The sequence below is a fragment of the Couchioplanes caeruleus genome (assembly GCF_003751945.1).
Taxonomy (GTDB): Bacteria; Actinomycetota; Actinomycetes; order Mycobacteriales; family Micromonosporaceae; genus Actinoplanes; species Actinoplanes caeruleus.
Genome location: NZ_RJKL01000001.1, coordinates 1,484,506 through 1,503,798 on the forward strand (window position 1 = coordinate 1,484,506; position 19,293 = coordinate 1,503,798).

General features: G+C 71.2%; 13 protein-coding genes. 3 read left to right on the plus strand and 10 right to left on the minus strand.

What is annotated here, in order from left to right:
- Nucleotide 1: 1 nt before the first annotated feature.
- From EDD30_RS06405 to EDD30_RS06450, 10 genes are all read right to left on the minus strand, one after another.
- The gene (locus EDD30_RS06405; protein WP_084556244.1) at nucleotides 2–1,018 is read right to left on the minus strand and encodes a GNAT family N-acetyltransferase; all 1,017 of its coding nucleotides are present in this window, start codon (nucleotides 1,016–1,018) and stop codon (nucleotides 2–4) included.
- Nucleotides 1,005–2,183: a glycosyltransferase family 4 protein gene (locus EDD30_RS06410; RefSeq protein ID WP_071802912.1), complete on the minus strand. Its 1,179-nt coding sequence runs from the start codon at nucleotides 2,181–2,183 to the stop codon at nucleotides 1,005–1,007. The genes EDD30_RS06405 and EDD30_RS06410 overlap by 14 nt, the downstream gene beginning before the upstream one ends.
- Nucleotides 2,180–3,985 (minus strand): ABC transporter ATP-binding protein, encoded by a 1,806-nt coding sequence (locus EDD30_RS06415; protein ID WP_084556063.1) that lies wholly within the window; start codon nucleotides 3,983–3,985, stop codon nucleotides 2,180–2,182. The genes EDD30_RS06410 and EDD30_RS06415 overlap by 4 nt, the downstream gene beginning before the upstream one ends.
- Nucleotides 3,982–5,775: an ABC transporter ATP-binding protein gene (locus tag EDD30_RS41395; protein ID WP_148088120.1), complete on the minus strand. Its 1,794-nt coding sequence runs from the start codon at nucleotides 5,773–5,775 to the stop codon at nucleotides 3,982–3,984. Before EDD30_RS41395 ends, EDD30_RS06415 begins: the two co-directional genes overlap by 4 nt.
- A gap of 2 nt (nucleotides 5,776–5,777) precedes the next feature.
- Nucleotides 5,778–7,139 (minus strand): FAD-dependent oxidoreductase, encoded by a 1,362-nt coding sequence (locus EDD30_RS06425; protein ID WP_071808142.1) that lies wholly within the window; start codon nucleotides 7,137–7,139, stop codon nucleotides 5,778–5,780.
- Complete coding sequence (locus EDD30_RS06430) at nucleotides 7,136–9,568, minus strand: glycosyltransferase family 2 protein (protein ID WP_071808143.1); 2,433 nt, start codon at nucleotides 9,566–9,568, stop codon at nucleotides 7,136–7,138. The genes EDD30_RS06425 and EDD30_RS06430 overlap by 4 nt, the downstream gene beginning before the upstream one ends.
- 11 nt (nucleotides 9,569–9,579) lie before the next feature.
- Nucleotides 9,580–10,605, minus strand: coding sequence for a UDP-glucose 4-epimerase GalE (gene galE, locus EDD30_RS06435; RefSeq protein WP_071808144.1), 1,026 nt, complete (start codon nucleotides 10,603–10,605; stop codon nucleotides 9,580–9,582).
- 676 nt (nucleotides 10,606–11,281) lie between these two features.
- Nucleotides 11,282–12,220 (minus strand): zinc metalloprotease, encoded by a 939-nt coding sequence (locus EDD30_RS06440; protein ID WP_071805939.1) that lies wholly within the window; start codon nucleotides 12,218–12,220, stop codon nucleotides 11,282–11,284.
- Between the two features lie 445 nt (nucleotides 12,221–12,665).
- On the minus strand, nucleotides 12,666–14,045 hold the full coding sequence (locus EDD30_RS06445) for an asparagine synthase-related protein (RefSeq protein ID WP_143162706.1): 1,380 nt from the start codon (nucleotides 14,043–14,045) through the stop codon (nucleotides 12,666–12,668).
- A 335-nt stretch (nucleotides 14,046–14,380) separates the two neighbouring features.
- Nucleotides 14,381–15,010, minus strand: coding sequence for a TetR/AcrR family transcriptional regulator (locus tag EDD30_RS06450; protein ID WP_071805941.1), 630 nt, complete (start codon nucleotides 15,008–15,010; stop codon nucleotides 14,381–14,383).
- A gap of 133 nt (nucleotides 15,011–15,143) precedes the next feature.
- Here EDD30_RS06450 and EDD30_RS06455 point away from each other — a divergent pair, with 133 nt between their 5' ends.
- From EDD30_RS06455 to EDD30_RS06465, 3 genes are read left to right on the plus strand one after another with little or no spacing between them, the layout of a single operon-like run.
- Nucleotides 15,144–16,490: a cytochrome P450 gene (locus EDD30_RS06455; RefSeq protein WP_071805942.1), complete on the plus strand. Its 1,347-nt coding sequence runs from the start codon at nucleotides 15,144–15,146 to the stop codon at nucleotides 16,488–16,490.
- Nucleotides 16,487–17,968, plus strand: coding sequence for a flavin-containing monooxygenase (locus EDD30_RS06460; protein WP_071805943.1), 1,482 nt, complete (start codon nucleotides 16,487–16,489; stop codon nucleotides 17,966–17,968). The genes EDD30_RS06455 and EDD30_RS06460 overlap by 4 nt, the downstream gene beginning before the upstream one ends.
- Nucleotides 17,969–17,971: 3 nt before the next feature.
- Nucleotides 17,972–19,276 carry an MFS transporter gene (locus EDD30_RS06465; RefSeq protein WP_084556437.1) on the plus strand — a complete coding sequence of 435 codons (1,305 nt, stop codon included), beginning with the start codon at nucleotides 17,972–17,974 and terminating at the stop codon, nucleotides 19,274–19,276.
- Nucleotides 19,277–19,293: the final 17 nt, after the last annotated feature.

Sequence of the window (19,293 nt, forward strand, 5' to 3'; positions counted from 1 at the left end):
CTCAGCGCGCCACCGGCTCGAGGGGATACAGCCCCCAGGTCCGTACCGTGCGCACACCGGTGGCGAACCGGTACTTGTACGCCTCGTCGCCGATGCCGAAGTCGAAGCGGGTGCAGCCGGGAATCTCCCGGGCGAGCAGTAGCAACTGCCGCAACAGCACCTCGCCGGGCGATCGGGCCGCGTACGCCGGATCGAACGACGGTTTGTACCACAACAGCGAGCCGGCGAAGTCGAACCCGAGATGGAACGCGACCGCGGTGCCGTTCCAGCGCACCGTCGTGAAGACCACCCAGCCCTGCGCGGCGCCGGCGGCGGCGACCGCGCGGAAGAAGGCTCGGCGGCCGGGCGCCGTGAAGGCGCTCGGGTACGAGGTGTCCGCCCACCGCTGGACGTGCTGAGCGAAGAACGGCTCCAGGTCGATCGCGGTGGGTGTCCGGTCGTGGACGACACTCAGCTCACCGTCACGTCGCAGGCCGCGCTCGTGCCGCACGAGGCTGCGCCGGTGGGCCGCGGGCCGCTGAGACCGGGCATCGGCGGCCAGATCGACGTACGGAGCGGCCAGCGTGCCCTCGTCGACCAGGTCGAGCCCCAGGACCGTGGCGGCCCCGGACAGCGAGTCTGCGGTACGGGAGTCGTCGGGCACGTGGTGCAGCCGGAAGCCGACGAACCCGGCAGTGGCCGCCCGTGCCGTCGCCAGCGCGGTGGTGACCGCCCCGGTGTCCGTCACGTCGCCGAGCAGGTCGAGGTAGTCGGCGCCGCCGACGCCGCAGAAGAACACCATGCCCTCTTCGGCGAAGAACGGCGCGAGCAGCACCGGCACGCCGTCGCGGAGCACCAGCACGGGCAGGACCCGCCCGCGGGGATGACTGCGTCGCCAGGCGTCCAGCCACTCCCGGGTGAGGAAGACCTCCCGGGTGTCGCTTCTTCCGAGCAATGCCCGCCATTGCGCTGCCGGCAGCGACGGATCGCCGAGGCCGGGAAGCACCCGGGCCGCAAGGCACGCCCTAGCGGTGACCATCCTCCACCACCTCCTGCAACAGGGACTCCAGCCGCCGCAGACAGCGGCGCCGGTCGGCGTTGCGCTCCACGTACGCGCGGGCTTCGTGACCCATCCGGGCGGCTCTCGGCGGATCGGTCAGCAGGGCCTGCAAGGCGCCGGTCAGTGCCGGTACGTCGCCTGGCGGCACGACGAGCCCGGTGTGCCCGTGCTGGACGACCTCTACCGCGCCGCCGGCCGCGGTGGCCACCACGGGCACACCACACGCCATGGCCTCCAGGTACACCAGGCCGGGGCCACCCTCGTAGTGCGACGGCAGGGCGACGACCGCCGCCCTGGCCAGCACGGCGGGCAGCTCGTCATGATCGAGGGGCCGGCGCAGCTCCAGCACGTCCGGCCGGCCGGCGGCGGCTGCCCGCGCGACGAGCCGGCGCACGGTGTCCGGCTCGCCGGGCCCGACGGCCGTCAGCCGTAGTCGCGGGGGTGGGTCCGTCACCGCCAGCACCGCGTCGAGCAGATCCAGGACGCCCTTGCTCTCGGCGATCCGGCCGACGAAGACCACCCCGTGCCGCTCGGCACCGTGCACCGGCCGGAACCGGTCGATGTCCACGCCGGTGTGGAGGGTCGGGACGGGACCGGTCGGGGCACCGTAATGCCGCCGGCACCAGTCGGCCGAGCAGGAGCTGGAGGAGTAGATCCGCTCGGCCAGCCGGACGCATGCCCGCTCCATGCCGATGCCGATCTCGTGCAGCGTGCTGCCGGGCTCGGGCCAGCCGATGGTGTGGGCCAGCATGACGAGCGGTCCGTGCAACTGCACCGTGACGGGGGCCCGGTCCCGCGGCTCCCGGCCGGCCAGGTAGGCGTACCCCTCGCCGCCGTAGTCGGGCAGGTCCACGACGTCCAGGCCGGGCCCGTCGGCGAGGGCCGTGAGCTCCGCGGCCACCGCAACGCTGTAGCCGAGCCACCGGCCGGCCTCGGTGTAGGGGCGCGCCGGGAACCCGGCGCCCGGGATGCGGATCACGTGCACGCCGTCGCGGTAGCGTTCGCTGCGGTTCCCGTCGAGGCTGTGCGTGACGACGTGTACCTCGTGCCCCAGCGCTGCAAGGCCGTACGCCTTGGCGGCCGTCTGCGTGCTGATGCCCCCGGCCGAGGGCGGGAACTGCTGCGCGGCGAAGGCGATCCTCATCGGACCTCGCCGCGTCCGCCGATGAGGTTCAGGTGGTGGTAGCGGGCGTAGGTGCCGCCGGTGGTGAGCAGTTCGGTGTGGGTGCCGTGTTCGATGATGCGCCCGGCGTCGAGCACGACGATGCGGTCCGCGCCGCGGACGGTGCTGAGCCGGTGGGCGATGACCAGCACGGTGCGCCCGGCGGCGGCCCGGGCGACGGCGGTGACCAACGCCGCCTCCGACTCCGGATCCAACGCCGCGGTGGGCTCATCCAGGATCAGCACCGGCGCGTCCTTCAACAACGCGCGGGCGATGGCCAGCCGCTGCTGCTGACCACCGGACAACGTGCTGCCGTGTTCACCCAGCACCGTGTCGTAACCCTCGGGCAACGCCTCGATGAAGTCATCGGCCAGAGCGTGGCGGGCGGCGTGCTCGACGTCGCGACGGCTGGCGTCGGGACGCCCGTAGGCGATGTTCTCGGCCACCGACACCGGCAGCAGCAACGGCTGTTGCCGCACGACCGAGACACGGCTGCGGAGCTGGTGCAGCCGGGCCAGCCGGACATCCACGCCGTCGTGAAAGACGTGCCCGGCCCAGGGGTCGAAGAAGCGTGGCACCAGCGACAGCAGGGTGGATTTGCCGGCGCCGGTCGGCCCGACCAGTGCCACCGTCTCCCCCGCCTCGACGTGCAGGCTGATGTCGTGCAGCACCGGCCGCCCGGGCTGGTATCCGAACACCACACCGTCGAAGACCAGCGCTGAGCCGTGGCCGGCGGGGGGCAGCGTCACCGGGTGGTGGCGTTGCGGCACGTCCTGCGTGGACTCCAGCACCTCCACCACCCGCCGCGTCCCGGCCCGGGCTCGGGCGACGGCGTCGCCGAGGTGCGCGGTGGACTCGAGGGGCGAGTAGAGGGCCGCGACGTACGCGGTGAAAATGATCAGGTCACCGACGCTCAGCGTGGCACGCAGGGTCGCGAGGGCGGCGAGCGCCAGCACGACCGCGGTGCCGGCCGCCGTGATCCCGCCGAGCGTGAGCTGGTAGAGCAGGGCGGTGCGGTGGACGCGCAGCCCGGCCGCGACCTGACGGTCGGCGCAGGCGGCGAAGCGGCGCAGCTCGCGCTCCTCGGCCGTGAAGCTCTGGATCTCGGGTACGGCGCTGAGCATGCGTTCCGCCGAGGTCATCACGTCGCCGAGCGCATCGGCCTCGCGGGTGGCATTGCGGGTCATCGAGCCCGCGAAGCCCCGCGCGGCCAGGAGCAGCGCCGGTCCGACGGCCAGTGACACCACGGTGAGCAGGGGATCCAGCCCCCACATGATGACGGCCATCACGGTCAGCGCGGTCGCGGCCTGAAAGACGGCGAGGAGTACGCCCAGGGCGAGCGTGTCCACGCACCGGGTGTCGGCGAGGACCCGCTGCACGAGGTCGCCGGTCGGCCGCGCGGAGCGCCGTGCCAGGGAGCCGCGTTGCAGCCGGTCGAGGACGTCCATGGCGAGGTCGGCGCTCATCCGCTGCCCGGCCGTGCGGCGCATCACCCGCTGGACCCCGGCGAGGACCGACCGGGCGGCGACCAGGACCACGGAGGCGGCGGCGAGCAGCGCCAGCATGCCCGCGGGCGTGCCGAGCCCTGGCACGCGGGTGAGCCAGGCCGCCCAGCCCGGCAGATCCTCGCCGCGCAGCGCGGAGTCGACGGCGAGCTTGGCGGGCCACGGCAACGCCGCCGCGACGGCGGCGAGCGCGACGTCGAGGAGAGCGATGACGGCGAGCGCAGTGCGGTGCCGCAGTGCGTACGCCATCGGCATGCGCCACCACGGATGCCGGTTCACGGGGTCACCCCGAAGTGGAGGCGGTGGTAGCGGGCGTAGGTGCCGCCGGTGGTGAGCAGTTCGGTGTGGGTGCCGTGTTCGATGATGCGCCCGGCGTCGAGCACGACGATGCGGTCCGCGCCGCGGACGGTGCTGAGCCGGTGGGCGATGACCAGCACGGTGCGCCCGGCGGCGGCCCGGGCGACGGCGGTGACCAACGCCGCCTCCGACTCCGGATCCAACGCCGCGGTGGGCTCATCCAGGATCAGCACCGGCGCGTCCTTCAACAACGCGCGGGCGATGGCCAGCCGCTGCTGCTGACCACCGGACAACGTGCTGCCGTGTTCACCCAGCACCGTGTCGTAACCCTCGGGCAACGCCTCGATGAAGTCATCGGCCAGAGCGTGGCGGGCGGCGTGCTCGACGTCGCGACGGCTGGCGTCGGGACGCCCGTAGGCGATGTTCTCGGCCACCGACACCGGCAGCAGCAACGGCTGCTGCCGCACCACCGACACCCGACCACGCCACTGCGACAACCGCGCCGACCGGGCATCCACACCATCGAGCAGCACCCGCCCGGCCCACGGGTCGACCAACCGCGGCACCAACGACACCAGAGTCGACTTGCCCGCACCGGTCGGCCCGACCAGAGCCACCGTCTCCCCCGCCTCCACGCGCAGGTCGATGCCGTGCAGCACCGGCCGACCCGGCCGGTATCCGAACACCACACCGTCGAAGACCACCGCCGACCCACGGCCCACCACGGGCAGGACCGCCGGACGGGGACACTCCGGCAGATCCCGCGCCGACTCCACGACCTCCAGGACGCGCTCCAACCCCGCTTCGGCCACCCGGAGTTCCCGCTGGACCTGGAGCAGTCCCCGGGCCTCGCCCTCGATGGTGCGGGCGTAGACGAGGAAGACGAGCAGGGCCCCGACGGTGAGCTGGCCGCGCAGCACCTGGTGGCCGCCGGCGAGGAGCACGATGGCGACCGCGGCGGCGCTGACCAGGCCGCCGACGGACTCCGCGACCGTCTCGGTCGTCGCGGCCCGCCGTCCCGCGGCTACGGCACCGTCCACCCGGTCGCGCATGGTGTGCAGATTGCGGTCCTCGGCGGTGTACGCCTGCACGACCGGCAGCGCGTGCAGCACCTGCGTCACGAAGGCGACGAGCGCGGATTGGGCGCGCCGGAATCCGAGTGCGCGTCCCTTCACCCGCGTGCCGAGACCGTGCGCGATGACGGCGAGCACCGGCGCGGCGGCGAACAGCACCAGGGTGAGCGGAGAGTTCAGCCGCCACGCGGACAGCCCCACGGCGACCAGTGTCAGGACATGCAGGAGCGGACCGACGAGCACGGCATGGGTGGCGGCATAGACCGCATAGCTGTCCGTGCTGAGTCGGCTCATGGAGTCGCCGGCGGGCCGGGTGACGTGGAAGCCGGAGGACTGGCGCTGGAGGCGGTCGAACATCTCGACGGTGACGGCCCGGGTCAGGCGCAGGCCGGTCGTCTCGACGAGCCACGCCGTGGCCGCGTGCACGGTCGTGGCGAGCATGGCGATCAGGCCCGTGAGGACGGCCGTGACCAGGACGATGGACCGGGCGGAGCCGTCGAGGCCCAGGGCGGCGAACGCCGCGCCGACGGGACCGGTCAGCGGACGGCCGGAGAGGCCGTTGTCGACCAGCAGCTTGAGGGGCAGCGGCTGGAGGGCGGCCAGCGTCGCCGACAGTGCGGTCGCGACGGCGAGCACCGACAGTCTCCGCCGCTGCGCGCGCGGATAGCGCAGCAGGCGGCGGTACCGTCCGGCGCGCACCGTCAGCCTGCCAACTGGGCCAGCTCGTCGCGGATGAGGGCGTCGACGTGGCCGCCGACCTCTCGCGCCCGGATCGCCGGGTGCTTCATGAGGCGGTCGAGCATCTCTTCCTGGCGGGCCTGGCGGCAGCGGACCTCCGTGTAGGGCCGCCGGGAGAAGGCCACCATCGTGTAGAGGGGGACGAACCGGTCGGGGTCCAGCCGGTACGCCCGGTCCTCCAGCCACTTGCGGACCCGGAACAGGGGGTCGCGGGCCCGGACCGCCAGCTCGTCGTAGTGCTGTTCGGCCAACTGGATGACCGTCTCGCAGTTCGCCGTACGGTCCTGTTCGTAGCGCCGCAGGGCGGCGTGCCAGTCACCGCCGCTCTCCTCGATGCACTCGAGAAGCACGGTGCAGTCCTCGAAGCCCGCGTTGAGTCCTTGCCCCAGGAACGGCACCAGCGCGTGCGCGGCGTCGCCCACCAGGGCCAGCCAGTCCTCGTGGATCCACGGCCGGCAACTACTGCTCACCAGCAACGACGGCGGGCGGGCGAAGAAGTCCTCCACCAGAGCGGGTGAGGCGGCGAGCAGGTCGGGGCATTCGCTGAGCAGGAACCGGGTCAGCTCCGGCGGCGTGGTCAACGCCGCGAACGACTCCTCTCCGGTCAGGGGCATGAACACCGACACGGTCGCGCTGCCGTCGAGGTTGGGGAAGCCCACCAGCATGCACTGCCCGCGGGGCCACAGGTGCAGGGCCTCGCGGCGGGCAAGGTCCCCCGTGAGACCGCTGCGGGGCACTCGCAGCTCCCGGTAGAGCATCGGCGACAGACGCTGGAAGAAGCTGCCGCCGTGCGCGCGCAGCAGCCCCCGCCGCACAGTGGACCAGGCGCCGTCGGCGGCGAAGACATGCCGTGCGGCGACCGTCGTCGTCACGCCGCCCGGGCCGAGCAGGTGCAGACGCCGGCCGGCGAAGTCCGGTTCCAGGCACCGGTGGTCGAAGTGGATGCGCACGGCCGGATGCGCACGCACCATCTCCAGGAGCAGGTCGGTCAGCTCGGTGCGGGACGCGGAGTAGATGGCGTCGTGCCGGCTGGTGTACGGCTGGAACGCGCAGGCGCCGTACGGGGAGTGGATCATGCGGCCGTACAGCGGCACGCAGATCTCGTGGACGGCGGCGTCGGCGTCCACCGCCCGCAGGGCGTGCCAGCCGCGCTCGGCGAGGGTCAGGTTGATGGACCGCCCCGGCGGCGCCGGGAGGCGGCGCGGATCGGGCCGGCTCTCGTAGACGATCACCTGGTGGCCCCGGCGGGCGAGCAGCAGCGCGAGCAGCGAGCCCACCGGTCCGGCACCCACGACCACGGTCTGTGCGGCAACGGTACGGGTCATGTCGGTTCCCCGGAGGCACGACGGGGCGAGGCGGTCGGCGCCACCTGCCGGGTGGTGTGGGCCAGGCCGGCGCGAACACGTCGGCCCAGCAGCAGCGCCTCGCATCCGAGCGCGACGCCCGCCGCACCGGCGCCGGCAGCCGCCACCGCGAGGTCGACGACGGCCAGCACGGAGAGGACCGCGAGCAGCAGCGGGAGGGTGAGCCGCAGCGACCACCGGACCCGGTGCGCCGGCTGCCAGCGCCACAGCACGGCGGTGACGATCCGGGCGGTCAGGAACGGTCCGACGGTCGCGGCGACGTCCCAGGTGCTGAACGGGCTGCTCCGACGCACGGCGCACCGGCGTGCCCTGAGGTCGTCCTCCAGGAGCCGCAGCCAGGTGAGCCGGTCGCCGGACCAGGTGGATCCCTGCGGGGGCGGCCCGCTCAGCGGACGGCCTCGAAGCCGGCCCCACAGCCGGACGAACGGCTGCAGCACGTGCAGGGCCGCGACGAGCAGTCGCAGCGCCACCGGCCGCGGCTCGCCGTCAGGCACCGCGAGGGTGGTGGCGACGAGGAGCGCGTAGCCCAGCACGGCGACGACCGCGGTGGCGACGACCGGCAAGGCCCAGGACGACACCGGCATGATCAACAGGCCGGCGACGACCGGCGGCAGGGTCAGCGGCAGCAACACACCGCCGTACTGCGCCGCGGCCTCCGCCCGCCGCCGGGCGACCGGCTGGTACGGCGCCGTACCGGCGTAACCGTGATAGACCACCGGCCGCAGCATGCGGGCGGCGATGCGGGCTCCCCCGTAGACGAAGCCGGACCAGCGGGCCTGGCCGAGGCGGTTGAAGCGGTGCGGATGAGCACCGGAGAGCATGCGTTCGGCACGGCCGTAGCCGCGCTGCTGGCGCAGGTATCCGGTGACGGTGTCGCGCCGATGGTGATACACCTGCGCGGCCCCCGCGAAGGCGATCTGGCGCCCCTCGTCGAGCAGCTTCCAGCACACGTCCACGTCGTCGCCGGCGGCGGTGTACGCCGGCCGGAACCCGCCGACGGCGCGCAGCGCCTCGCGCCGATATGCCATGTTACAGCCCGGGACGTGCTCGGCCCGGTCGTCACCGATCAGCACCTCGGTGGGGGCACCGGGCGACAAGGCCACCGCCCGCTCCACGATGCCGGCGCCCGGACACGGCAGGTTGGGGCCGCCGGTGGCGGCCACCCGCGCGTCGTCGAAGGACAGCACCAGGTGGTGCAGCCAGTCCGGATGACACGCGGCATCGGAGTCGAGGTAGGCGATGATCTCCCCGGTCGCCGCGTCGAGCCCGGCGTTTCGCGCGCAGCTCAGGCCGGCATGTGGCAGCGACAGCAGCCGGAACGGGTACCGCGCCGCGATCTCCGCCGTCCGGTCGGTGGAGCCGTCGTCGCAGACCAGCACCTCGAAGTCCGGGTAGCCGCACCGCAGCAGCGACGCCAGGCATTCGTCGATGGTCTTCTCCGCGTTGTACGCACAGACGAGCACGCTGACCCGCGGCCACGCCGGACGCAGGTCGGCGAGCCCGGCGGCCGCCCATCGGCTCACCACTTCCAGGCCCGGCCGTGGACGGCGCGCGGTGTCCGTGAGGCCGAAGCCCCAGCCCTGCACGGGTTTCCCGGCGACCGACCACTCGTCGGTCCAGGAGAAGACCGTGGCTCCCGCACAGCCGGTCTCGTCCACGATCGGGAGCTGGGCGGCGAGCGACGCCGCCTGGGCGGTTTCGCCGTGCACCAGGGCAGGAACGCCGAGCTCGCCGACGACCAACGGCCGGTCGCCGGCCACGACGCGCAGGTGCCGTAGGTACGCCCGCAACCGCGGGGCTTCGTCCAGGAAGACGTTGTAGCAGACCAGGTCCTGACCCTCGACGTCGAGGAACTCGGTCGTCGGGAAATTGCCGTAGGTGACCAGCAGCTCCGGGTCGCCCGCGTGGCAGCGGGACACCAGGTCGGCGAGGCCGTCCGCGACGGCACCGGCGCCGTGCAGCCGTACGACGTCGCACGGGTACTCGTTGCCGACGACGAGGGCGAGGATCCTCGGGTCCCCCGCGTACGACTCGAGCGCCGCGTCCACCGCCTGCCGTCCGGCGTCGCGGACCCGCCGCCGCGCCGCCCGTCCGGCCCGCGGCTCCATCCGCCAGTCGTGGTGGTGCAGCCCGGCCAGCACCCGCAGGGAAAGCTCACCGGCGAGGTCGAGGAAGTCGTCGGGGACCGGATCGTACGTGCGTACGGTGGTCAACCCTGCCTCGGCGATCGCCACCAGGTCGCGCTTGAGCACGGCGTGCTCCGGGAAAGCGGCGCCGTCGCGACGAGCGGCGAAGCCTCCGTAGGTGACGCCCCGGACATGGAAGACCTCGTCGGCGACGCGCAGGTGACGCCCGTCGGCCCGGACGCGCGAGCAGTGGTGTGTCGACATGCCCGGCGCCGTCATCGGTCGTAGCCGGCGGGGTTGAGCCGCTGGAAGCGCCAGGTGTCCTGGCACATCGTCGCGAGGTCGTGCCGGGCGTACCAGTTCCATTCGCGGGCCGCCCGGCCCGCATCCGCGACCAGCTCGGCGACGTCGCCCGGACGACGGCCGACGAACCGGTACGGCAACTCACGCCCGCAAGCCGTCGAGAAGGCGGCGATGAGCTCGAGAACGGAGGTGCCGGCGCCCGTTCCGAGGTTGTAGACCCGCAGCCCGGTCCGGTCACCGAGGTGTTCCGCGGCGAGTCGGTGGCCGTCCGCGACGTCGGCCACATGGACGTAGTCGCGGATGCAAGTGCCGTCGCGGGTCGGGTAATCGTGGCCGAACACGTTCAGGTGGTGGCGGCGCCCGACGGCCACCTGCGCCAGATAGGGCAGCACGTTGTTCGGCACACCCAGAGGGTCTTCACCGAGCAGACCGCTGTCGTGTGCCCCGATGGGGTTGAAGTACCGGAGCGCGATGACCGACAAGTCGCCGTAGCGTGCGCAGGCGTCGGCCAGGACCAGCTCACACATCCACTTCGACCGGCCATAGGGGCTGGTGGGTGTGCCGGCGTCCGCCTCCACGAGCGGATTGCGGCAGGGCCGGCCGTACACCGAGCAGGACGACGAGAAGACCAGCTCGCGCACGCCGTAGCGGTACATCACCTCGAGCAGCGTCACCGTCCCGCAGACGTTGACGTCGTAGTACTGCAGCGGCTTGCGCACCGATTCGCCGACCGCCTTCTTCGCGGCGAAATGGATCACCGCGTCGACCGGGTGCGCCGCGAACACCTTGGCGAGCTCGCGGCGGTCCCGCAGGTCGACCTGGTAGGCCGGCACCTGCCGGCCGGCCAGCTTCTCCACCCGTTCCACGGCGGCGGGCACGCTGTTCGAGAAGTCGTCCACCACGATGACCTGATGATCGTGCTCCAAGAGATCCAGGCAGGTGTGACTGCCGATGAATCCGCCTCCGCCGGTCAACAGGAACGTCCTGGGTTCGGGCATGTCGGCTCGCTTCGCAGAATGGTGACCGCCGCGGGGGCGACCGACATCCGGCCACCGTGCCGTCCGGCTGATCTCCATGCATGTACGTGGCAACTGAGCGGTAACGAAACCGGGCGATCGAAAAGACCGATCCCGCCGGAATGTTCAGGCTGACGGGTGGCGACGTCCCCATATCCTCGAGACGAATAGTTCGGCGCCCGCCCGGGAAATAGGCAGGATGCATTTCGTAATACTGTTGCTGTTTCACACGTAGCCGCGAAATCGCTTCGTCGCCGATCGTAGTCAACACTCAGTGTGCGCACAAGCTTCCGCACGGCAATCACCACCGCGCCGACCCACGGTTTTCGAAGGCCGCAGAAAAGGGGACCCGCGCGGCCCGCAAGCCGTCTACGGCGTTAAGCAGAGATGATGCTTGCTTGAAGACAATTGCCCAGAATCGTGCATTGGCCTAAATTGTTGGCACTTGGTCCCGCTTTACGCAGGATCGAGACGATCCGAACGACGGGAAATGTCGGACCCACGGGGACGATACCCACCCTACCGCCGGAAATGCCGGCGATAGCCACGACGATGAACCCTGACGTCCCGTCGATATGCGGCCCGGAATCGCTATTGCGGCTCGAAGCGGTCGGCCGACCGCTTCGAGCCGCAAGGCCGGGTGCCGCCGATGCGATTCCTAGGCACCACCGGAGCGGAAGGCGACCCAGGCGTCGCTCATCCGGTCGGCCTGGCCGGAAGTGAACATATTCATGCAGGAGTCCTGCGAGTAGTCCATGAAGTTGTGGATCGGGTCGGCCCCCGGCGCGGCGCAGGAGTCCGCCCCCACCGGACAGTCGAACTGCGGGACCGCCTCCGGGGCGGTGTCCGCCACGAAGTCGCCCGAGGCGGCGCAGCCGTGCGCGAAGGTGTGCTCCAGCATCAGCCAGTGACCGACCTCGTGGGTCAGGGTGTCGCCCTCGGCGTACTTGCCGGCCGTCCCGCCCGGCATCGACTCGTCGAGCAGGACCACACCGTCCAGGTAGTCACGGCCGTTGTTGTAGCCCTTGGGGAAGTACGCCCACCCGAGCAGTCCGTCGCCGATGTTGGCCGCGTACACGTTCAGCGTCCGCGCGTCCCCGGTGTACAGGGCCTTCTTCATGTCCCGTTCGTTCTTGCCCGGCACGACGGTGTACCACCCGCTGTTCACCGTCCACGTGGTGTTGGTCAGCGAGAACCGGAACGGGGTGCCGGCGGCGCCCGGCGCCGTGCGTCCACCGAACGAGTTGTTCAGTACCGACATCTGCGCCGCGATCATCGAGCTCCAGCGGCTCTTGTCGGCCGCCGTGAACGGGCGATCGGAGACCATGTGGAACACCGTGGGGATGGTGACGCTGCCGTTCGGCAGCCGCGGTGCATCCTTGATGACCCCGTAGGCGTTGGCCTCGTTCTTCGAGTACAACGCGGGCTCCTGGGCCGTCGCCCCGGCGCGTACCCGAGCCACGCTGTCCGCGGCGCAGGCCGCGACGCCGGCGGACGCGGTCGCCGCGTACGCGAGTCCGGACGGGCCACTGGTCGCCACGACAGACGCGGTCGCCACGCTCAGGAGTGCCAGCCGTCGCGTCCAGGATGTGGGCATCGTTGTGCACCTTCCGTCGAGCTGAACCGACCGGATGGCGTCACCGCGACAGGGATCCGTTCCGGTGTCGCATCGCGATGGCCGGGGCCGGCGAACACGAACAGACCGTAGGCGTGATCCACATCTCCCCATGGGGGCGCTCCGGACAGAATGCGACGCCGTTCAGATGCGGGAAGCCCAACTATCAACCGACTGCCGGTCGGCCGAACGGCCAGTCACCGCGCCGGGAGTGACCCGGCATCGGAGCCGCTCCCGTGGATATCAGCCGTCTTCAACGGGTCTATCATCCCTTCGCGCATTCTCGCCCTCATCGACGTCGTGCACCGTGCACGACCCTCTTTGTGGTGAGAATAAGCATGAAAACGATTTCGCGGGTATCGACGGCGAAAGGTAGAGGGATCGGGAGAACCGGCCCTTTGGCTGCGATCCCCCGCGATGCCGTGTCTTACGGCGTCGTCGAAAGAAGAGGTACCTCGTGCGTGAGCCGCGACGCGTACACCGAGCGCCATACCGCAAACATCGTGACCGCCTGCAGCATGGCCAGCAGGCCGGACTGTGATCGCAGCCGCTCGTTGCCGGCCGGGGTTTCCAGCGCGGCGCGCATTTTCGGCCCGATCATGCGGCGGACGGCGTCGTCGTTGTCGATGGTGGCGGCCATCCAGCTCACGGCCTGCGCGCTGGCCTGTCGCCGGTAGCCGAAGGGCCGCTTGGGCCTTGGGTCGTTGGTCGAGGGCAGTTGCCCCACCTCCGACCCCACTGCCACGTCCAGCAGCTCGCGGTAGTAGCCGCCGCCCATCTTGCTGTGCGCCGGCACCTGCAGCGCGGCGGTCAGCACTTGCGGGTCCACGAACGGAAGATGTACGTCGCATTCGGGAGCGAAGAGCAGCATCGGAGAGATCGCCACGCCGCGCATGGTACGGCTCAGCAGGACACTCAGGGTCGCAGCGGCCGGATGCCCGTCCAGGTGCCCGGAGACCTCGTCGAATGATTCTCGGCTCAGCCCTTCCAGCCGCGCCGCGGTCTCGGGGGCGAACATGCCGGGCAGGCTCACCCGGCCCCGCGACAATGACTCCCACAGCCGCGCTCGCAAGGCGGCGGGCGTCCGGCTGTCCACCACCTCCGGGGTCACGAACAGGCTCTTCAGGAGAACGTCGCCGGCGAGGCCGTCGACCAGTGGCCCGCGGGCGCGGTGCAGGCGGCGGGCGAGCGGCATCAACCAGGTGTGCATGGAGGCCTGGTACTGAACCCGCTGACCGACTTCTCTGACGTCCTGCAGCCACGCCTGGTCTGCGGGCACGACCGACTTGTGTCTCATGCGCAGCGCTCTTGCGACCGGGCCCGCCAGCTCGAGGTCGTCGTCGCGGCCGTCGTCCGCGCTGGTCGTCCATGCCCGGGTCCGCCGGCCCGATCGTGCGAGCAACCCTGCCAGCAGCCGGGAGTCCCAGCCGCCGCTGAGGGTGCTGTGGACCGAACCCAATCGCGGTGCCCGGGGCATCTTGTCCCTCAACAGTGCCGACATGTCCGACGGGCCGAGGCGACCTTCCGCCTCCGCATCGAGGTATCGCGGCGCGAACGCACGACGCTCGAGCTTGCCGGCCGCCGCCCGCCAGGCCGTGGCAGCCCCCATGCGTCGCACCTCGGCGAAAGGTGTCGCTTCCCCCAGTGGATAGCCCAGGCAGATGATGCTTGCCCAGGCTTGCTCGTCGGGATGCAGCATCGACTCGTCCACGTGCAGCAGCGGCTCGATGCGGGCCGAGAAGTACACGGCCGCCCCCAGCCGTCGTACGTACAGTTCCTGCATTCCCAGCGCGCACGTGTGCACCATCGCCGACTCCGGCGTGACGACCACCCCCGCCGCGAGCCGGTCCTGCGCGGCGTCCCGCCACGACGACGGGGCCGACCCGGCGGCGCTCGCCGCCCAGAAGAACCCCTCCTCGGCCCCGCGCCGCCACTGCTCGAGATCCCTCGATGCCCACAGCCGGAGATGGTCTGTGCGAACAAGCTCCCGGAGGCCGCGGGGGGAGCGCTGGAGGAGACGGGTTGATGCAGCCGGAGACGCTGTTCCGAGGACGCCGCATACATACGGCCGAGAACGGAACGCAGGCTCACCTGTGGCAGTCACGGCGCGACTATAGGGCCTTATGTCCGGTTATGCGAGCTTCAGCGGCGCGGCATGTCTGCGCCGGGGCCGAGCAGCGCGATGCAGGCCTGGATGGCGAACTCGGTGTGATCGCTGAGGCGGCCGCCGTCCTCCCACGTCGTGGCCGTCAGCTCGCGGAGCCCGCCGTGCAGCATGATCGCGAGTTGCCGGGACACCGGACCCGCGCGGACGGCGCTCCACATGCCGGTGCCGCAGAGCGTCTGGATCATGGCGACGAAGGCATCCCGGTGGTCCCGCTGCAGACGTCGGGCCGCCGGGCCGAGCGAGGGCACCTCGCGGATCCAGCTCAAAGTGATCGCGGGCCGCGACTCGGCGCAGGCGATCCAGGCCTCGACCGCCTGTCGTACCTGGGTGGTCCAGGGCGCGGCCCCGTCGACGGCGGCGGAGATCTGGCTGATCATCTGCGCATTCGCGTCGCTGAGCAGCGCGACGAAACAGGCCTCCCGGTCCGGGAAGTGCGCGTAGAAGGTCCGTCGTGAGGTACGCGCGCGCCGCACGATGTCGGCGACCGTGGTGTTGCGGTAGCCGACCTCCACGATCGACGCGGACAGGCCGTCGAGCAGCCGCCGGCGGAAATCACCGCTCTCGTCCGGTGCGGACGCCAAGGCCCGTTGCCGCACGGTCGTCATGCCCCACCCCTCACCCGGCCGGACCCTTGTCCAAAGTGGTACGCAAGCGTACCGTGACGTGGTACGTGCGCGTACCAGGCCGAGAAGATGTACCAGGCCGAGAAGGTGAACCAGGCCCAGAAGGTGTTGTCAGATGACAGCCATCACGCTTCCTCCAGGTCCGACGGCTCCCCAATTCGTTCAGGCTCTCCAGGCACTGGCCGCTCCCCGGCGCGGGATGCACCGGCTGCGGGACCGCTACGGCGACGCCTTCACCGTCAATGTGCCCCCGTACGGCCGGGCCCTGGTCATCAGCGATCCGGCCGAGGTCAGGCAGCTTTTCCTGGCGGGCTCCGACGCCGCGGACAAACCGGACCGGAACCTCGGGCACGTGCTCGGTCCGGGGTCGTTGTTCGCGCTCATGGGCGAGGAGCACCGCCGGCAGCGCAAGTTGCTCGTCCCGCCGTTCCACGGCCGCCGGCTGACGGCGTACGAGAAGACCGTCGAAGAGGAGACGGTGCGTGAGCTGGCGTCCTGGCCGCAAGGCCGCGGCTTCGCCACCCTGCCGTCGATGACGCGGATCACGCTGAACGTCATCCTGCGGGCGGTGTTCGGCGCCGAGGGTGCCGAGTTCTCCGAGCTCCGCGAGCTGTTGCCAAGGATGATCAAGCTCGGTTCGTGGTTGACGCTGCTGCCCGGGCCGAGGGCAGAGCTCGGACGCCTCAGCCCATGGGGACGGTTCCGGGGGATGCGCCGCGAGTACGACGCCATCGTCGCACGGCTGATCGCCAAGGCTGAGCGGGACGACGCCCTGGACGAGCACGACGACATTCTTGCACTGATGCTGCGCAGCCGCTACGACGACGGCACCGGGATGAGCCGCGGTGACATTGCCGACCAACTGCTCACGCTGCTCGCGGCAGGGCACGAGACGACCGCGACGACCCTCGCCTGGGCGGTCGAGCGGCTGCGCCGCCACCCGGCCGTCCTGCGCGCGCTCGCCGACGAGGTGGACGCCGGCGGCAGCGCCCTGCGCGAGGCGACGATCCTCGAGGTGGAACGCACCCGTCCGGTGATCGACCTCGTGGCGCGGCAGGTCAGGGCCGACGGCCTCCGGGTGGGCCGGTGGACGGTGCCGCAGGGGTACGTCGTGGCGGTCAGCATCGCGCTGCTCCACGACGACGAGTCGGTCTTCCCGGACGCCCGGACGTTCGATCCCGCGCGGTTCCTCGATGCCCGGCCGGACCTGTACCAGTGGATCCCGTTCGGCGGCGGCATCCGGCGCTGCCTCGGCGCCGCGTTCGCGAACCTGGAGATGAACGTCGTCCTGCGCACCATGCTTCGTGACGTCGTCCTACTGCCGGCCGTCGAGCCGGATGAGCGGTGGCACTCACGGGGGGTCGCCAACGCTCCGGCCCGGGGAGGCCGTGCGGTCGTCCGCCGCCGCGCCGACGCCGCGCCGACGCCCACCGTGGCCACGACCACCGCAGCGCGCTCATGACGGAGCATCTCGACGTCCTCATCGTCGGAGCCGGCCTGTCCGGCATCGGGGCGGCGCACCATCTGCAGTCCGCCCTTCCCGACCGGACCTACGCGATCCTCGAGGCGCGTGACACGATCGGCGGCACCTGGGACCTGTTCCGCTACCCGGGCGTGCGGTCCGACTCCGACATGCACACGCTCGGCTACCGGTTCCGGCCGTGGACGCAGGCCAGGGCCATCGCCGACGGTCCCGCCATCCTCGACTACATCCGCGCCACCGCCGCCGAGGCCGGCATCGACCGGCACATCCGCTTCGGACACCGGACGGTACGTGCGGAGTGGTCCTCCGCGCAGGCACGCTGGACGGTGGAAGCGGTCCACCGCGGCGAAACCGTACGGCTGACCGCTCGCTTCCTGCACCTCTGCACCGGCTACTACCGCTATGACGCCGGCTACACGCCGAGCCTGCCCGGCATCGAACGGTTCGGCGGAACCGTCGTCCATCCCCAGCACTGGCCGCAGGACCTCGACTACGACGGGAAGAACGTGGTCGTGATCGGCAGCGGCGCCACGGCGGTCACGGTCGTACCCGCCCTGGCCGGGCGGGCGGCACACGTGACGATGGTCCAGCGCTCGCCCACGTACACCATGACGTTGCCGGCCGAGGACCCGATCGCCACCAGGCTGCGGCGCGTGCTCGGGGTCCGCCGCGCCTATCCGATCGTACGGTGGAAGAACATCACCATCGCCACGCTGCTCTACCAGCTCAGCCGGCGGCGCCCACACCTCGTCCGGGCGCTGCTGCGACGGGCGGCCGTCCGGCAACTGCCGCCCGGGTATCCCGTCGACACCCACTTCCGGCCGCGCTACCAACCGTGGGACCAGCGGCTGTGTTTCGTGCCCGACGGCGACCTGTTCGCGGCGATCCGCCAGGGCCAGGCGTCCGTGCAGACCGGCCGCATCGCGGAGTTCACCGAGACGGGACTGCGCCTGGAATCCGGCGCGGAACTCGAGGCGGACATCGTCGTCACCGCCACCGGACTACGGCTTCTCGCTCTCGGCGGCATCACCCTCGCCGTCGACGGCCGTCCGGTCGCCCTCCCGGAGACGATGGCCTACAAGGGAATGATGCTCAGCGGCGTACCGAATCTCGCATTCACGGTCGGCTACACCAACGCCTCCTGGACGCTGAAGGCCGACCTGGTCAGCGAGTACGTCGTCCGGCTGCTGCGGTATCTGGACCGCCACGACCTCGACTGGTGCGTACCGGCGAACGACGACCCCACCGTCACCGAGCGGCCGCTGCTCGACTTCCAGGCCGGTTACGTGCTGCGCTCCATCGACGACTTCCCCCGGGCCGGCTCGCGCTCCCCGTGGCGACTCGGCATGAGCTACGCGCACGATCTGCTGAAGCTGCGCCACGGTGCGATAGACGACGGCGCCCTGCGGTTCTCGCGCCGGTCCGTGGCCCGCGAGGCGGATCCCCGGCCGGCGTAAGCCGTGCGACCCTTCTACGCTCGTGAGCTGGCGCAGTACCCGACCGGTTCCCGCCGGATGCGTTATCTGTTGATGGCCGTACTGGCCAGCCTCATCGTCAACTTCGAGGGCGAGATCTCGCCCCTCGTGCCGCTGCTGCTCGACGACCTCGGCATGTCGCTGACGACCTACGGCCTCATCGGCGCCCTGGCGGTGGCCGTAGGCGGCGTCTCGGCAGCGATCGGTGGCCGGCTGGCCGACCGGTACGGCCGCGTCCTGCTTCTGGTACCCGCCCTGCTGCTCGCTGCGATATGCAACTACGCGACGGTGCTGGTGCAGACACCGGCGCAATTCCTGCTGGTCCGCTGCCTGCTGTTGTTCGTCGAGGGAGCTGCGACCACGACAACCGCCGGCCTGGTCCGGGACTTCTCGCCGAGACTGGGGCGGGCCACCGCATTCGGGTTCTGGACCTGGGGCCCCATAGGAGCCAACTTCCTGGCCGCCGGCATCGCGGGCCTGACGCTGACGCACTTCGCGAGCTGGCGGTCGCAGATCATCATCATGGGCACCATCGCGCTGGCGTCCTGCGTCGTGGTCATGTTCTTCATCGCTGACCTGTCGCCGCAGTTACGGGCACGCGTCATCACCTCGGAGCGGGACATGGCGATTGCGGACGCAGGCGCGGCCGAGCTGCGTCTGACCCGCGGGCTCCTGGCGAACCGGGTGATCTGGGTCCACCTCCTGGGCATCACCCTGTGGTTGGTCTGGTTCTGGACGCTGAACATCTTCGGCGCGACGCTGCTGGTGCAGACGTTCGGCCTGACGGAAAGCCTGGCCGCGGTCGTCATGGCCGCCACCTGGGGATGCAACATGGTCACGCTGGTCGCGGCCGGGCGGCTCTCCGACCGTCTACAGGCACGCAAGCCCGTCATCCTCACCGGCGCGATCGGGGGAATCGCCGGCATGGCGTACTTCGTTGCCCTGGTCGACGGCGGCCGGGCCGGCCTGTGGCACCTGATGGGGATCCACGCGCTTCTCGGAATCGCCATGGCGGTCACATTCGGACCCTGGATGGCACTCTTCTCCGAAGACGTGGAGGATCTGCGGCCGGACCTGCAGGCGACGGCGTGGGGCGCGTTCGGCCTCTCCGTCCGGCTGATGATCGTCGGAGTGCTGATCGCGGCGCCGGTGGTCGCGGCCGGCGGCACGGGCTGGAGCCGGTGGCTGTTCGTCGCGATGCTCTGCAACCTGCTCTTCGTACCCGCGGTCCTCCTGCTCAGTGGTGGCCGGCGGCCGGTTTCCGCCGCAAGGCGGCCCGGCGGGTGGTGACCCGCCGGGCCCGGAGA

What these genes read in the sequence shown, in the direction of transcription:
- EDD30_RS06455 (WP_071805942.1), top strand. Translation starts at nt 15,144, where the DNA reads ATGACAGCCATCACGCTTCCTCCAGGTCCGACGGCTCCCCAATTCGTT.
- EDD30_RS06460 (WP_071805943.1), top strand. Translation starts at nt 16,487, where the DNA reads ATGACGGAGCATCTCGACGTCCTCATCGTCGGAGCCGGCCTGTCCGGC.
- EDD30_RS06450 (WP_071805941.1), bottom strand. Translation starts at nt 15,010, where the DNA reads ATGACGACCGTGCGGCAACGGGCCTTGGCGTCCGCACCGGACGAGAGC.
- EDD30_RS06410 (WP_071802912.1), bottom strand. Translation starts at nt 2,183, where the DNA reads ATGAGGATCGCCTTCGCCGCGCAGCAGTTCCCGCCCTCGGCCGGGGGC.
- EDD30_RS06430 (WP_071808143.1), bottom strand. Translation starts at nt 9,568, where the DNA reads ATGTCGACACACCACTGCTCGCGCGTCCGGGCCGACGGGCGTCACCTG.
- EDD30_RS06405 (WP_084556244.1), bottom strand. Translation starts at nt 1,018, where the DNA reads ATGGTCACCGCTAGGGCGTGCCTTGCGGCCCGGGTGCTTCCCGGCCTC.
- galE (WP_071808144.1), bottom strand. Translation starts at nt 10,605, where the DNA reads ATGCCCGAACCCAGGACGTTCCTGTTGACCGGCGGAGGCGGATTCATC.
- EDD30_RS06425 (WP_071808142.1), bottom strand. Translation starts at nt 7,139, where the DNA reads ATGACCCGTACCGTTGCCGCACAGACCGTGGTCGTGGGTGCCGGACCG.
- EDD30_RS06440 (WP_071805939.1), bottom strand. Translation starts at nt 12,220, where the DNA reads ATGCCCACATCCTGGACGCGACGGCTGGCACTCCTGAGCGTGGCGACC.
- EDD30_RS06445 (WP_143162706.1), bottom strand. Translation starts at nt 14,045, where the DNA reads ATGGTGCACACGTGCGCGCTGGGAATGCAGGAACTGTACGTACGACGG.